The following is a 14,660-nucleotide window of genomic DNA, read 5'->3' on the forward strand; positions in this document are numbered from 1 at the left end:
GCACCGCTTCTCGCCGCACGACTACGAGGCGTTCGCCGCCAGCTTCGGCTTCGAAGAAACGCCCGACCAGCGCGCCGCGATCCACGCGGTGATCCAGGACATGATCAGCCCCAAGCCGATGGACCGCCTGGTCTGCGGCGACGTGGGTTTCGGCAAGACCGAGGTCGCGCTGCGGGCTGCCTTCGTGGCGGTGCACGGCGGCAAGCAGGTCGCCCTGCTCGCGCCGACCACGCTGCTGGCCGAACAGCACTACCAGACGCTGTCAGATCGGTTCGGCAAGTGGCCGGTCAAGGTGGCCGAATTGAGCCGCTTTCGCACCACCAAGGAGGTGCAGGCCGCGTTGGACGGCATGGAGGCCGGTACCGTCGACATCGTCGTCGGCACCCACAAGCTGCTCAGCAAGGACGTGAAGTTCAAGCGCCTGGGCCTGCTGATCATCGACGAAGAGCACCGCTTCGGTGTGCGCCACAAAGAGGCGATCAAGGCCATGCGTGCCGAGGTCGATGTGTTGACGCTGACCGCCACGCCCATCCCGCGCACGCTGGGCATGGCGCTCGAAGGCCTGCGTGACCTGAGCGTGATCGCCACTGCGCCGCAGCGCCGCCTCGCGATCAAGACCTTCGTCCGCAACGAAGGTACCAGCACGATCCGCGAGGCGGTGCTGCGTGAGTTGAAGCGCGGCGGCCAGGTCTACTTCCTGCACAACGAGGTCGAGACGATCGAGAACCGGCGCCAGAAGCTGCAGGAGCTGATCCCTGAGGCGCGCATCGCCGTCGCCCACGGCCAGATGCCCGAGCGCGAGCTCGAACGCGTGATGCGCGACTTCGTGGCCCAACGCCACAACCTGCTGCTGTGCTCGACCATCATCGAGACCGGCATCGATGTGCCGAGCGCCAACACCATCGTCATCAGCCGAGCCGACAAGTTCGGCCTGGCGCAGTTGCACCAGCTGCGCGGCCGCGTCGGCCGCAGCCACCACCAGGCCTACGCCTACCTCCTGGTGCCCGATGTCGAGGGCTTGACCAAGCAAGCGGCCCAGCGGCTCGAAGCGATCCAGGAGATGGAAGAACTGGGCTCGGGCTTCTACCTCGCGATGCACGACCTGGAGATCCGCGGTGCCGGCGAGGTGCTGGGCGACAACCAGAGCGGCAACATGATGGAGGTCGGCTTCCAGCTCTACAACGACATGCTGAGCGAAGCCGTGCGCGCGCTGAAGAACGGCCAGGAGCCCGACCTGCTGTCACCCACCAGCGGCGTTTTCGGCAGCACGACCGAGATCAACCTGCACGCCCCGGCCCTGCTGCCAGACGCCTACTGTGGCGATGTGCACATGCGCCTGAGCCTGTACAAGCGCCTGGCCACCGCCGAGCGCGCCGAGCACCTGGACGCATTGCTCGAAGAGGTCACCGACCGCTTCGGCAAGCTGCCCACGCAGGGCCAGACGCTGTTCGACACCCACCGCCTGCGCATCCTCGCCAAGCCCTACGGCGTGCAGAAGATCGACGCCGGCCCGCGCCTGATGAACATCACCTTCCGCCCCAACCCGCCGATCGACGCGATGCGCATCATCGAGCTGGTGCAGAAGAACCGCCACATCAAACTCGCCGGCAACGACAAGCTGCGCATCGAACGCGAGATCGCCGAGCCGCGTGAGCGGGCGCAGTTCGTCAGGGACACGTTGCGGGCGTTGGGGCAGCCCACGGCGGCATGATCGCCACGGGCGCTGGCCCCGGTTTCAGCTCACAACCAGCGGCGGACGCGTTGCCGGTATTCAGCATAGGCAGGCCCGAACTTTCTGGCCATCGCCCGCTCTTCCAGCGGGATGTACCAGAGGTTCGCGATGACGAAGAAGGCCACGGGCCCGACCCAGGGGGTCAATGATCCCAGCAGGATGGCCGTGCCGATCAGGCAGGCCAGCATGCCCAGGTACATTGGGTTGCGGGAGCGGCCGAAGAGCCCCTCGGTCGTGAGCTTGTCGGGGTCACCGAAGGTGTTGATGTTGGTGCCGATTCGTCGAAACAGCCGCGCATGCCAGTTCGCCAGCCCCAGGCCGGCCACGATCGGCACCATGCCCGCCCAGTTGAACGGCGAGGGAACGACGCCCATGACCGGCACGGTCCGATGCAGGGCCAGCATCAGGCCGGCGAGCATGACAAGGGCAATGGGCGGCAACAGAAGAAAGCGCATCGGTCAGGTCTCAAGATGTACACGGCGCCCGAGTGTGCTGCGCCGCCGCCGCAGATCTCGATAACCCAAGTTAACAGCATGAGCGCGTCCGCCACGACTGCCTTCGACGTCTTCTGTCGCCTCTCCGGTTGCGAGCTGCCCGATGGGCCTGCCCTGACCGCCTCGATTGCCGAGCGCCGCCTGCCACCGGGCCAAGCGCTGTTTCTCGCGGGTCAGCCCCAACCCTGCGTCTTCGTCGTCACCACCGGCGTGATCAAGATGGTCTACGAAACACCGTCCGGCGATGCCTGGATCAAGGGCTTCGCCGAGGCTGGCATCTGCTTCGCCAGCCTCACCGCGCTCGAAGACGGCGGACTGACGAGCTATTCGGCCTACGCCGAGACCGAGACGCTGGTCGAACAGATCGACTTCCGGTCGATTCAGCAACTGGCGGATCGACACGGCGCCTGGCAACGTGCGCTGAGCCAGGCCTTCAAGTTGTACGGCCAACGCAAGGAGCGGCGCGAGATGGAACTCCTCACCCTGTCGCCCGAAGACCGGTACCTAGCCTTCCTGGGCAGCCACCCCAAGCTCGCGAGGATCCTGCGACAGCGTGACATCGCGAGCTACGTCCGGGTGACACCGGTGGCGTTGAGCCGGATCAAGGCGAGGCTGCAGCGCAGTGGGCGGCTGGCCTGAGGTTCGCTCCCGTCAGGACCTCTTCGAGGCCGGCGCCGGGCAGTCCGCCCCGGCCCTACAGCCGCCGCTCCATGAAACGCCACACGCCCAGCAGGCGCTGCGGCGCCTCGCTGCCCGGGTATGCCGGGCAATCCGTGAAACCGGCGGCCGCATAGAGCCGGTGCGCCGCCTGCATGAACGGCGCCGAGTCCAGCACCGCCTTCTCGCAGCCAAACGCGCAGGCATCGTCGATCAGCCGCTGCAGCATCGCCTCGCCCAAACGTCGGCCGCGGTGTGACGGCCGCACGTAGATCCGCTTGAGCTCCGCCACGCCCGGGGCAATCTGCCGCAGGCCGCACATGCCAGCCAAGGCACCGCCCAACTCGACCAGATAGAACGCGCCGTCCGGCGGGCGCTTGCTGCACATCGAGTCGAAGCTCGCCGCCACATAACGCTCGACAGAAGCCACCGACGGCGCATCAGCCGCCTTTTCGTAGTCGGCGATCCCTTGGGTGACCCAGACCATGTACTCGACCGTGAGCCGAAACAGCGCATCCCGGTCCACACTCAAGTCCACCAGGCGAAACAGAGGCTGGGCCACGGTCGTGCCCATGCGGTTGCGGTCGGGTGTCGGGGTCATGGGTCGCGGGGCGGTTGGTCAAGTGTCGTCGCGTCGGCGTGCAACTGGCGCAGCGCCAGCAGTTGCATCAAGGCCGGGGCGAGTCTGGCCCCTGCCGGGTTGGCCTGGGCAGTTGCCACTTCCGGGCCCAGCGCGCGCAGACGCTGGGACAACGCGCGCAGCCCGTCGGCGTCGAGCCGCTGGGCGAGTGCCGTCGTATCGGCGGGCCAGGCCCGCGGCAACCCCGCGAGGCCATGGTGCAGCAGCGTGGCCAGGTGCTGACGCAGCGATTCCAGGTGTCGTGCGCACGGATCGTCGCCGCCCAGTTGAGCGATGCCCAGCGGCAAGCCCCGCAACGCGCCTGCGGCGCCGGCGAAGTCGGGCACGACCACGCCATCACAGCCAATGGCCCATGGGTCCAGGCTGGGCACGCCGTGGTGCCAGCTCAAGACGCCCGCCACGTGTCGCAGGTCACCGTGCCGTCCCGTCCCCGCCGCGGCGATGGCGTCCAGCGCATGGGGCGTGTGCCGTTCGTGGACGCGCTGCAGCAACAACGGCTCGCCCTGGGCATCGCGAAGGACCATCACCACGCATTGCGAGTTCGCGTCGTAGACGGGCTCGTCCACCTCGGTCGGGCTGAAGACGACGAAGCGCCGCGCCGCGTGCCGGGGCTGCAGCGCCGCGTTCGGGTGCGCCATCTGTTCAGCGCGCAAGGCGGCCACGCTGTCGAAACGCACCGGGCTGCCAAGCTGGGCCCAGTCCGCCGATTGGGGCAGCACACTGTTCTGCGAGCTGCGTGCACGCGCCAGCCGAACGCTGCCATCTGGCCGGCGCGCCGCCTGCTGGGCCAGCAATTGGCCTTGCGCCAGTGCTTCGAGGCGAACGCCCGGTGCCAGCCGCTCGGCGGCGCGCAACGTCGCTTCGTCGGCCGCGCGCGCCTCGGGCACCTGCCAGTCGTGCGTGATCACCAGGCGTGTGCCGGTGTCGATGTCGGCCATCACCAGCGTGGTGCGCCGGCCTTCGCCGTCGCGCTGCGTGCGCGCGCCCAGGCACATCAGGCGCAGCCGATCCAGTGCAGTCTCGCCCGATTGGCCGATGCCGAGCACGGCCCCTCCACTGCCGGGCAGCCCGCCGGCCGTCAGGCGCAGCGTCAGCTCGGCCAGCAGGTCCACGCCTTGCACCGCGTCGTACAAGGCGCTTCGTTTCGCATAGGCCTCGCACCAGGCCTCCAGGTCGGCGACCACCAGCGAAATCCAGGCAGCATCGGCCGCGGCGAGGCGTGCCGATGACAGCGGCTGCATCAACGCCGCACCGCCGCGCGCCACCCCATGGCGGACGACCGCTTCGACAAGTTGATCGAATGGCGCCCGGTCGATGGCGTGGCGCTGCCCCGGTGCGCCCAGCCGAACGGTGAGCTGGGCAGCGGCCGAGTCTTGTTCGTCGGCCGCACGGAACGCCCAGACGCCGAGCGCCACGTGTTCGCAGGCCGATGCCCGCAAGCAGTCGCAACGTGCTGTCTCGAGCGCAGCGCCACCCCAATAGCGCACCGTGGCGCTGGGCAGCCGTGCGGTGTCGCAGGGCTCGCCGCCGACGCGCCGACGCACCTCGATGCTGACGCCGGCATCGCGCTGCGAGCGGGCTTCGATCAGCAGCGAGGCCGGGATGAGCCGCGCCAGCGCGTCGTCGCCGGCATTCGCCACCGGAGCCACGACCGGCGCCGGCTCGGCAGCGTCCGCGGTGACCGATTCGCGGTAGGCCAACGCCACGATCACCCGGTGGCGGCAGACGCCAGCCGCGCCGCAGCTGCAGCGTACGTTCTGGATCACCACGCCCGGCGGCCAGCGGCACGAGACGCCGTCGTCGAACGCCGCCTCGATCTCGCCAGCGGTATCCACCAACAACTTCGGTCGATAGCCGCCGGCCAGCTCGCGCACCGCACGCTTGACGATGCCGGCATTGGCGGCATGCGACAGCGCTTCCGGCGACAGCAGCAGCAGGTCGGCGCGAACAGCGCTCACTTCAGCTTCTCCGCCAACCACGTTGCCAGTTGGCCCGGTGTCATCGCACCCACATGCGCACCGGCCTCCACCAGTTTGCCGGCCAGTTCCTTGTCGTAGACCGGGTCGGCCCGCTCATCGAGCGCTGCCAGCCCGAGCACGATGCTGCCCTGCGCGACCAGCGCACGCACATGCCCGATCAGCACATGCTCGGACATGCCTTCATAGAAATCGCTGACGATGACGACGATGGCACGCCGCGGCACGCTGATGTGCTCGGCGGCGTAGCCCACGGCTTTGCCGATGCAGGTGCCTCCGCCAAGCTGCACGCCCATCAGCACCTCGACCGGGTCGTTGACGCTCTCGCTCAGGTCGACCACCTCGGTGTCGAAGGCGATCAGGTGGGTCTTGATGCCCGGCAGGCCCCACAGGCACGCGGCGGTCACGGCCGAGTGGATGACCGAGTTCAGCATGCTGCCGCTCTGGTCGACCAGCAGGAACACCTGCCAGGGCTCCAGCACACGGCGCGTGTTGACATGGAACAGCGGTTTCTGGATCACCAGCCGTCGGCGCTGCGGGTCATAGTGGCGCAGGTTTCGCTTGAGCGTTTCTCGCGCTGCAAACTGGTTCGCCGATCCCTGCAGGCTCAGCTGTTGCGGCTTGCGTGCCCCGGTGAACGCGCGCTGCACCTGTTTCGCGAGTTTCTCGATCAGCTCGTGCACCACCTTCTCGACCAGCTTGCGCGCCATCGCCAGTACCTGCGGGTTCATCAAGTGCTTGGTGCGCATCACGGCCTGCAGCAACGCGGGGTTCGGTGTCGCGCGTTCGAGCACGTCGAGATTGGTCACCACCTCGTCGATGCCGTAGCGTTCGATGGCGTCGCGCTCCAGCCGCTCGATCGTCTCCTTCGGGAACAGCTCGTGGATCTGGTTGATCCACTCCGGCACGGTGATGGGCGATGGGCCGATGCCGCCATGACGGTCCAGCACGTCATCGGGACTGCGGTTTCCCTGCGAGCTGTCGTCGCGCCCATAGAGCCACGCCAGCGCACGGTCCATGCCACCGGCCGTGCCGCCGCACGCCCCCAGGCTGGCGCTGCCGGCCTCGCCGAGCAGCAGGCGCCAGCGCTCGGCAGCGTCGAGTTCAGGCAGCGGCTTCCTCATGGCGCCGCACCCGGCAACAAGCCGATTTCGCGCGCCCACGCCAAAGCCTGGGCTTCGACGCGGCGGGTGTCGAGCAAGGCTTCGGCCCCCTCGCGCAAACTCAGCAGACGCTGTTGCTGACCCGCATGCAAGCCCAGCAGCTTGGCGACATGGGCAGCCAGTGCGCCGCGCTCCCGGGGCGGAAACCAGCCGATCGCGGCACGCAGTGCCGGCAACGCGACGAGAAAGTCCTCGACCCCCATGCCGTCGAGCGCGGCGTGGATCGCCCGCACGATGCCGTCGGTCTCGGTGGCCAGTGCGCGGGCACACGAGAACAAGCCATAGAGAAAGTCGCCCAGCGCGTCGCGCGGCGGCATCGCGCGTGTCAGCGCAATCACCTCGTCACGCGCGGCCTGCGCGTCGCCGCCAGCCAGCGCACCGTGTTGGCAAGCCACGCCGAGCACCGCGCCGCGCAAGGCCGGCGGCTTCGAGCCCGCGTGGGCCAGGCGTGCCAATGTCTGGCCCACGAAAGCGGCGTCCAGTGCCGGCAGGCTCAGACGCAGCAGGGTATCGAACACCGCCGCAGCGCCCACGTCGGCTGCCATCTGCTGTGGGCTGCCGGCGCCGTCACGGCCTTCGAGCAGCCACAACAAGCGCTCAGCCATCAATGCCAGCGTGCCTTCGAGCAGCTCGCGCGGATCTTCGCCCCAGAAGCCGGCCTGCACCACGCCGGCCAGCAGTTGCGCGGCCTGCGCCAGGGCACCGTGGTCGTGGCTTTCGGTGATGCCATCGCGCAACTGGCCGACCAGGTCGCGCCCCATGTCGAACAGCCCGGCTCGGATGGCCTGCATCAGGCATTGCGCCAACTGGGCAGCATCGCCATGCGCGTCGGCCACCTGGCGCAGCAGGCACTGCCGCGCGGCCGATTCGAGCGTCGCGCCGTGCACCGCCGCTTCGATCAGGTCCGGGTACCAGCGTTCGTTCTGGTGCAGTCGCCAGTGCTCTTCGAAGTTGAGTTCACGCGCCAGGCCACGCGCGGCCTTCGGCGCCTTGGTTTCGACCAGTTGCACGCCGCTCACCTGCAGGCAGTGCAGTTGCCAAAGCACATGGGCCCGCGGCGCGTCCTCGCCCCGGCGACGGTCGAGCATCAATTTGCGCGGATCGCGGCCGATTTCCAGCGCTTGCTCGGCCATGCGCTGGCGCACGTCGTGCAGCAACGGCGGCAGCGGCGTGTCGCCATGCAGGCGGCCGGCGCCGTCGCCTGTCAGGGCGAGCAGCGCTTCGCGCAGCACCGGGTGGTGATGGGCGTGCAGCCGCCGCGCGCCGCTCCAGGGGGCGGGTGTCTCCAGCGCCTCCTTGACGACGGCAGACTGCAACGCATCGAGCAAGTCGACGCGCAGCGGCGCAGCGTGACCACGCAAGCCTGCCAACGCAGTGCCGGTGCGCTCGAAGGCCATCAGGTCCGCGGTCGACAGCGCCACCTGTGCCCGGCGCAGGCGCGACACCACCTTCGCGACGGCACGGTCACCCGCGACGCCCACACCGTGCTGCCAAACCCACTGGTAGTACATCGGCGAGGGCATGCCGGCGGCGTAGCCACCGAGCGCGTCGACCTGGCGGTATTCGAACGGCACCAGGTAACAACCGGCGGCCCGCTCGTTCAGCGGTTGCGGCACATCGGGTTCGGCGGCCGCAGTCGGCGCGCCGCCTGCAACGATCACGCGCTCCAACGCTGGCTTGTGCCAGCCACCGCAAACGACCAATACCCGCTCGAAATTCGATGAGGCCCAGACCAGCCATTGCGACATGTGTTGCTCACGCGCCTGGTCCTGTTCGGTGCCGGGGTCGTCGCCGCGCAGCTCGGCAAAGTAGAGTTCGAGGCGCTGCGCCAGGTCGGCTTGGGCCTCGGCAGGAACCGACTCGAACAGGTGGTCCCACAGCGCGTCGTCGCTGTCGCAGGCGAAGCGGCGGCACAGCCGATCGACCACCTGGCCGTAGCGAGAGCGTGTGCTGATCTGCCCCGCCGTCCGGCGCTGCGCATCGGGCAGCGTGCGGTAGCGCCAGTGCGGCAGGTCCATGAAGCGCAGCACAGCGCCGATGGCGTGGCCTTCGCGCAGCGCCACCCACTCTGGCGAGTAGTCGAGCAGCGGGAACCAGCATTGGGCCGCCTGGTCCGCCTCGTTGGCGTAGCTGTACAGCGCCAGCGGCAACTGGTGGTCGAGCAGCAGCTCGCCGATGCGCGGGTTGAAATCGCTCGGCCCTTCGATCAGGATGGCCTGCGGTCGATCTTGCGCGATCGCGTGCGCCACCAGCCGGGCGCAAGCCGGGCTGTGGTGGCGCACGCCGATGACGCGGACGGTGCTCACGAACGGCGGTTACTCAGGCAGCAAGTGGCGCGCCGCGTGGAACGCCTGCCAATGCTCGCCCTTGCGGCGGCTGGCGCGTTGCTCGATGTAGCGGCGGATCTTCTTCAGATCTTCAGGGTTGTCCTTGGCCGCCGCACCCGCGAGTGCCTCGACGATGTCGCCGGGCTGGCCCGCATCGCCGCGCAGGTAGTGCCCCCGCAGCGCCACCGCATGCGCCACGCTGACGGCCTCGGCCGTGCTGACGACGGTCGACAGCCGTTCGCCGGCGTTGCCGTCCTTGTCGAGCCCCGTGCGCAGCTCGCGGAAGGTGGTGACCAGCACCTCCAGCACGTCGTCTTGCGGCGTCACGGCCAGTTGATCCTGCGCGAGCAGCCGTGCCAGCTCTGAACGCACCAGCGCCAGCTCCTCGTCGTAGTCGGCGATCGGGAACACCGTCTCGAACGAGAAGCGGCGCTTCAACGCCGCCGACATCTCGTTGACGCCGCGGTCGCGGGTGTTGGCGGTGGCGATCAGGTTGAAGCCGGGCACCGCGAACACCGCGTTGTCTTCGGCCAGCTCCGGCACCATCAGCAAGCGCTCGGAAAGGATCGACAACAAGCCGTCCTGCACCTCGGGCGGGCAGCGCGTGATCTCTTCGAAGCGCACGATCCGGCCTTCTCGCAGCGCGCGGTACAGCGGCGAAGGCACCAGCGCGCGGTGGCTCGGGCCTTCGTTGAGCAGCAGCGCATAGTTCCAGCCGTACTTGATCTGGTCTTCGGTGGTCGCGGCACTGCCCTGGATCGTCAAGGTGCTGGTGCCGCACACGGCGGCCGCGAGCAGCTCGGACAGCAGGCTCTTCGCCGTACCCGGCTCGCCGACGAGCAGCAATGCGCGGTTCGACGCCAGCGTGACCATCGCCCGCTCGACCAGGCTCGGCGCGCAGACGATCTTGCGGCGGATGCCCGGGCCACCGCCGATGAACTGCATCACCGCCTTCATCGACAACCGCCAGCCCGGCGGCACCGGCCCCTTGTCGCTCTTGGCGAGCTGGGCCAGCTCGTCTGCATACAGCTGCTCGGCGGGTGGCCGCTGGATGCGCGCCGTCGTCTTCTTCGCGGTCATGGCGGGGCTACTCCTTCAGCGGTGCGAGCAAATCGGCGTCGCGCAGCACTTCGCTGGCAGCGATCGGGTCCAGGCGCTCGAAATTGGCATGGCCCTGGCTGTCCCAGGTGCCGGTGTGCCGCAGCACGATCTTCGGAATGCGCTGCTTCGGCTCATAGCTGATGTCGCCAACGATCGTGCCGGGGTCGAGCTCGAGATCGACCTGCAGGCCGTCGGCGACACGCTTGCTGAACCAGCCGACCCAGCCGGCGTCTTGCGCCTCGCCTCGCTCCCAGCCCCGGTTGATCAGGCCCATCACGCTGCCGGTGGCCACGGTCTTGTGCTCGAAGCGCTTGATCTCGCTGCTCTTCAGCTCGTCGGGCGTCAGCGTGTAAGTCTCTCGGCCCAGTTGCTTGAACGGCTGCAAGATCTCGTAGTCGGCGAAGATCTGCCCGAAGGCTGCCTGCATCGCCGGCGGCATCTCGAGCACGTGGACGATGCCGACGCTCGCGCCGTCCGGCAACTCGGTCTGCGAGTCTTCGGCGTCGGCCAACGTCCAGTCTTCGGCGATGCGAAAGCCGCTCGCCAGTGTCCCATTGGCGTCGTACACGCCCCAGACCAGGCGCGCCGCCAGGTGACGCGTCAGCGGGTGTTCGAGGAAGAACAGTCTGAAGTCCGTGGCCGTCCAGCGGCGGCGCTCGGTCATGCTCATTTCCAGCCGCGTCACCTGCAGGCTGGCGATGGCCTTGGCGTCCTTCTTCAGTTGCTTGAAGCGATCGGTCGCAGCTTCGGCCAGCGCCGCGTCGTCGCTCTTGATCGGCTTGGGCAGGTCCTTCAGGCGCACGCCCTGAGCGTCCTTCACGAAGGGCTTCAAGGTCTCGTCGAACCCGACGAAGAATTGGCGCGGCCCGAAATCCAGCGCCAGCGTGCCCTGCTCGTCCAGGCCCAGGTCGGGCACCAGCCGGTCGGCCAGCTCGGCCGCCGTGAACCCGCGGGCTTCGGCCACGGCGGCGATCTTTTCCTTGGCGCGGTCTTGCAGCGCCTTGAACTTCACCTTGCCGGCGATGCCGTTCAGGTGCATCAGCGCCACATCGCTGCCGATGGCGGCCAGCAGGTCCAGCCCGGTCACCGCACGCTGGTGCGCCGATTCGCCCGGCCATTCGCGGATGCGGGGTGCCAGCCGCCGCGCCGTTTCATCGTCGCCCAGCAGGCCCAGCGCCGCAAAAGCCCATGAATCCTTGCTCGGCGCCGCGGCGGTCATCCAGGCTTCGAACAGATCCCATGCGAACTCGGCCAGCGAAGCCGGCGTGCATGCCTCCTTGACGATGGCCAGGCCCGGGTACGGCGCCTCGAGCTTGCTGATCGCCAGCATCGTGCCGATGTGCTCCATCGCGCTCACCGGCAGCGCTTCGCCGCTGTCGCGCAGCACCGGGCGGCGGAACGACGGCGCGACGAAGAACATCGGCAGCTTGGGCATGCGGCTTGGCAGCACGAGCAACGGGTCGGCATCCAGCAAAGCCTGCAGGGCCTGCGTCATCTCCTCGCCGTAGGAGGCCGCCACCTCGCGGGCCTGCTGCTCGCAGCCGTTGGTCGCCAGCCAGCGCACGCCGAACTGCGCGTTGTCGCGCTGGGTCTTGTCCTTGCCGAAGGCCAGCGGCAGCGCCGCGGTCAGCGCCGTCACGGCATGCGCGCGCAGCCAGGCCATCGCGGGGGCCTTGGCTTTCTTCAGGTTGCGAAACCCATGCAACGCCACCGGCACGAGCTGGGCACTGTCGATCTGCAACGCGATGGCCAGGCCGGCCTCCGCATTCGACTGCGCGAAGTTCACCAGCCCGGGTATCGCCGCCTCGCCGTGCCGGGCCAGGATGGCCGAGATCGGCGATTCGAGGTCGCTGTAGCTGTACCAGTACTTGCCGGGGTAGCTGTTCCACAGCGCCAGCCCGGCGGCATCCGGAAAGATCAGCACGATCTCGGGCGACTCGCCGTAGTAGTACGACTTGCTGAGCTTGATGTCGTCGGCCTGCAGCGGCTGGCCGGCCATCACGCGGGCCTGGCCGGCCGGCGTGATCTGCATTTCGGTCATCGCATGTTCGGTCGGGTTCGCGGCGCGCTGCAAACGCCAGGGGCTGAACTTGTAGGCAGCGTGCTTCGCCTTCGTCTCGGCCGACCACTCGATGCGGTCTGGCGTGGCGCGCGCCAGCACGGCCATCGTCGGCAGCTCGGCGGCACGCGCCTTGCGCAACCAGGGCGGCTCGCGCAGCAACGGCGGCAGTTGGTCGGCCGTCGCCTCGGCCGTCTGCAGCGAAGCCAGCAACGCCTCGAAGCGCTCGCGCTCACCGGCACCGAGCGCGTGCAGCGCCAGCGCCAACGCTGCGGGCTCGCGCAGGGCCAGGCGCACGGCCCAGCCTTCGGCCATGCGCGAGCGCGACGACAACGCGTGTTCGATCACCGTCTTCAGCACCGCCGCGGGGTAGCGCTCGGCGAGTTTCTCCAGCGCCGGGCGGACCTCCTTGCGCTCGATCAGCTCGACCAGCAACCCGACGACCTGCGGCGTGCGCAGCCGCGCAATCAGCGCCACGAACTTCTCGCTGTTGTCGCGGTCGCTCGAACGACGCAGCAGATCGGCCAGCAGCTCGAAGGCGCCGGCGTCGTGCAGGCGCAGCTGCAGCAGCACCGCGCTTTCGTGCGTGTAGTGGTACGGCTCGCTCTTCTTCAGGTACTGGCGCATCGCCTCGGCCGGTGCCACCGCGTTGCGCAGGTACAGCTGGTCGAGCGACAAGTCATCGGCCATGCTCGCCACCACCCAATCGCTGCGGTGCGGGCAGAGCTCGGCGCGCAGCAGCCGATCCAGCGGCGTGGAGCCAGCCTGCCGGTCCAGCAGAGCGATGACCATGTCGTGGTCGGCTTCGTTGCAGCCGGCGATCTCGCGGCGCAGCGCCTCGAATTGCGACGAGAGCACCCGGCTGAGGTAGTTCAGCGCACCCTGCACGCCACGCGCCATGTCGAGCGCTACCTCGACGATGAACGGCAGGCCATGCAGCGCCACGCCGACGTGCGTCACCCACACGAGGCCGTAGCTGCGGTAGTAGTGGCCGTAGGGGCCGAACTGGCTCGCGGCGTCGAACGCGACCTGCGCGCACAGGCTCTGGGCACACAGCTCCTGCCAGAACGCCGGGTCGGCGCGCTTCAGCGATTCGGGCTGGATCATCTCGGCCAGCGTCCTGGCGTCCCAGGCTGTCCAGCGGGCGTTCATCGCCTGCGCCAGCTCGGCGAACTGGCGGGCCTGGAAGCCATGCCGATCGCTGTCGATCTTGACGGTTTGCTTCAACAGGGCGTGGCCATCGATCAGCGGGGGCACATGGATGCCTCGCACGACTGGCAGCGCGCTGCGCAAGGTCTCGGTCCATTCGAAGCCGCCGGTCGGCCAATCGATCGGCACGGCCGCGTCGCTCACAGCGGGGCCTGCGGCCGGCGAAGACGATGCAGCCGCCAGCGCGGCGGGAGCCGGCGTAGTCGCGGGCTGCGGTGCCACCGCCGCTTTCGCCACCTTCGCCACAGCAGAGGGAGCCGGCGCCGCCGCCGGCAGCGTGGCCCCTTCGGCCGCCCCGACCTCGCTGTAGCCCTTGCCGGTCTTTTCCTTGACCAGCGAGTCCAGCTCCTTGCGCGCCGCGGCATCGCTGGCGAATGTCTTGGTCTTGGCCTGGCCGTTGGTGCCGATGCGGCCGAAGCGCACCGTCACATCGCAACCGGCCTGCTCGACTTCCCAGAACTTGTTCGAAGCCCCCTCGATCAGCTCGAATCGCCGCATTCCCTGCCCCTCCCGATGTTGGTGCGATCTGCGGTCGACTATATCGGCGCCCAGGTGAGGGTTCGGCCAGGGTTGCCGTTAGGTCGCAGTCGCGTCGGCACAGACGCAACGTCGATGGCGCCGGCGCTGCCAGACGCACTTTGACCATCGCGGCACCGGGTGCTTTCGTCGCCAACGGCCATGCGCCGGCTACCATTCAAATGCGCATGCTTCTCATTCCAATACAACCACTTCGGCCGAGCTCCAGGGAGTCTTCCTTTGTCGACACATCCTTTGGCGGTGGTGTTCATCACCCACCGCCCCCAACTCAAACGCACTGCGCAACGTATCGTCGGCTGCGCGCAGCGTGCCGATGACCTGCTGCACGACGCCTACCTCAAGGCCACGGCGTACCCACGGGCGCCCCTGAATGAACCGGTGTCGTACTGCCATCGCATCGTGCGCAACCTCGCGATCGACGAGCACCGCCGGTCCGCGCTCGAAGGCAACCTGTTCGAAGAAACCTGCGAGGGCTTCGACGACGTGGGCTGCCCTTGCGCATCGCCCGAGCGCCAGGCCATGGGCCGGCAGCACCTGGCCTTGCTGAGCCAGGCACTGGCGGGCATGCCGGAGCGCCCTCGCCTCGCGTTCGAGCTGTACCAACTGGAAGGCCTGACGCTGCGCGAAGTGGCGGCGAGGCTGGACTTGTCGCTCTCCACCGCCCACGCACTGCTGCGCCAGGCGATGGACTGCTGCCGCGCCGCCTTGCCCACCGAGTGATGCGCGCCGGGCAGTGCATACGCACTGCCCTTCGAACGGGCGGCA

Annotated in this window: 10 protein-coding genes; 3 read left to right on the forward strand and 7 right to left on the reverse strand. The window is 68.6% G+C overall.

Annotation, left to right across the window (positions count from 1 at the left end; translation table 11 throughout):
- A partial coding sequence (locus VFY73_RS25820; RefSeq protein WP_329724291.1) for a transcription-repair coupling factor occupies positions 1–1,711 on the forward strand: 1,711 nt, incomplete at its 5' end.
- Positions 1,712–1,740: 29 nt separating this feature from the next.
- Here VFY73_RS25820 and VFY73_RS25825 read toward each other — a convergent pair.
- The gene (locus VFY73_RS25825) at positions 1,741–2,187 is read right to left on the reverse strand and encodes an isoprenylcysteine carboxylmethyltransferase family protein (protein ID WP_329724293.1); all 447 of its coding nucleotides are present in this window, start codon (positions 2,185–2,187) and stop codon (positions 1,741–1,743) included.
- Positions 2,188–2,265: 78 nt separating this feature from the next.
- On the opposite strand from VFY73_RS25825, the gene VFY73_RS25830 reads away from it, so the two are divergent.
- Complete coding sequence (locus tag VFY73_RS25830) at positions 2,266–2,865, forward strand: Crp/Fnr family transcriptional regulator (RefSeq protein WP_329724295.1); 600 nt, start codon at positions 2,266–2,268, stop codon at positions 2,863–2,865.
- A 55-nt stretch (positions 2,866–2,920) separates the two neighbouring features.
- On the opposite strand, the gene VFY73_RS25835 is transcribed toward VFY73_RS25830, so the two are convergent.
- Genes VFY73_RS25835 through VFY73_RS25860 form a run of 6 tightly spaced genes read right to left on the reverse strand, consistent with a single transcriptional unit; the run spans position 2,921 to position 13,856 of the window.
- Positions 2,921–3,484 (reverse strand): GNAT family N-acetyltransferase, encoded by a 564-nt coding sequence (locus VFY73_RS25835; protein ID WP_329724297.1) that lies wholly within the window; start codon positions 3,482–3,484, stop codon positions 2,921–2,923.
- On the reverse strand, positions 3,481–5,481 hold the full coding sequence (locus VFY73_RS25840; RefSeq protein ID WP_329724299.1) for a hypothetical protein: 2,001 nt from the start codon (positions 5,479–5,481) through the stop codon (positions 3,481–3,483). Before VFY73_RS25840 ends, VFY73_RS25835 begins: the two co-directional genes overlap by 4 nt.
- Entirely contained in the window at positions 5,478–6,623 is a 1,146-nt protein-coding gene (locus VFY73_RS25845) for a VWA domain-containing protein (protein ID WP_329724301.1), read from the reverse strand. Before VFY73_RS25845 ends, VFY73_RS25840 begins: the two co-directional genes overlap by 4 nt.
- Positions 6,620–8,968, reverse strand: coding sequence for a DUF5682 family protein (locus VFY73_RS25850; protein ID WP_329724303.1), 2,349 nt, complete (start codon positions 8,966–8,968; stop codon positions 6,620–6,622). The genes VFY73_RS25845 and VFY73_RS25850 overlap by 4 nt, the downstream gene beginning before the upstream one ends.
- Positions 8,969–8,977: 9 nt before the next feature.
- The gene (locus VFY73_RS25855; RefSeq protein WP_329724305.1) at positions 8,978–10,069 is read right to left on the reverse strand and encodes an AAA family ATPase; all 1,092 of its coding nucleotides are present in this window, start codon (positions 10,067–10,069) and stop codon (positions 8,978–8,980) included.
- A 7-nt stretch (positions 10,070–10,076) separates the two neighbouring features.
- Positions 10,077–13,856: a DUF4132 domain-containing protein gene (locus VFY73_RS25860; RefSeq protein ID WP_329724308.1), complete on the reverse strand. Its 3,780-nt coding sequence runs from the start codon at positions 13,854–13,856 to the stop codon at positions 10,077–10,079.
- A 258-nt stretch (positions 13,857–14,114) separates the two neighbouring features.
- Here VFY73_RS25860 and VFY73_RS25865 point away from each other — a divergent pair, with 258 nt between their 5' ends.
- Positions 14,115–14,615 (forward strand): sigma-70 family RNA polymerase sigma factor, encoded by a 501-nt coding sequence (locus tag VFY73_RS25865; protein WP_329724310.1) that lies wholly within the window; start codon positions 14,115–14,117, stop codon positions 14,613–14,615.
- Positions 14,616–14,660: the final 45 nt, after the last annotated feature.

The sequence above is a fragment of the Ideonella sp. genome (genome assembly GCF_036277275.1).
Taxonomy (GTDB): Bacteria; Pseudomonadota; Gammaproteobacteria; order Burkholderiales; family Burkholderiaceae_C; genus Ideonella.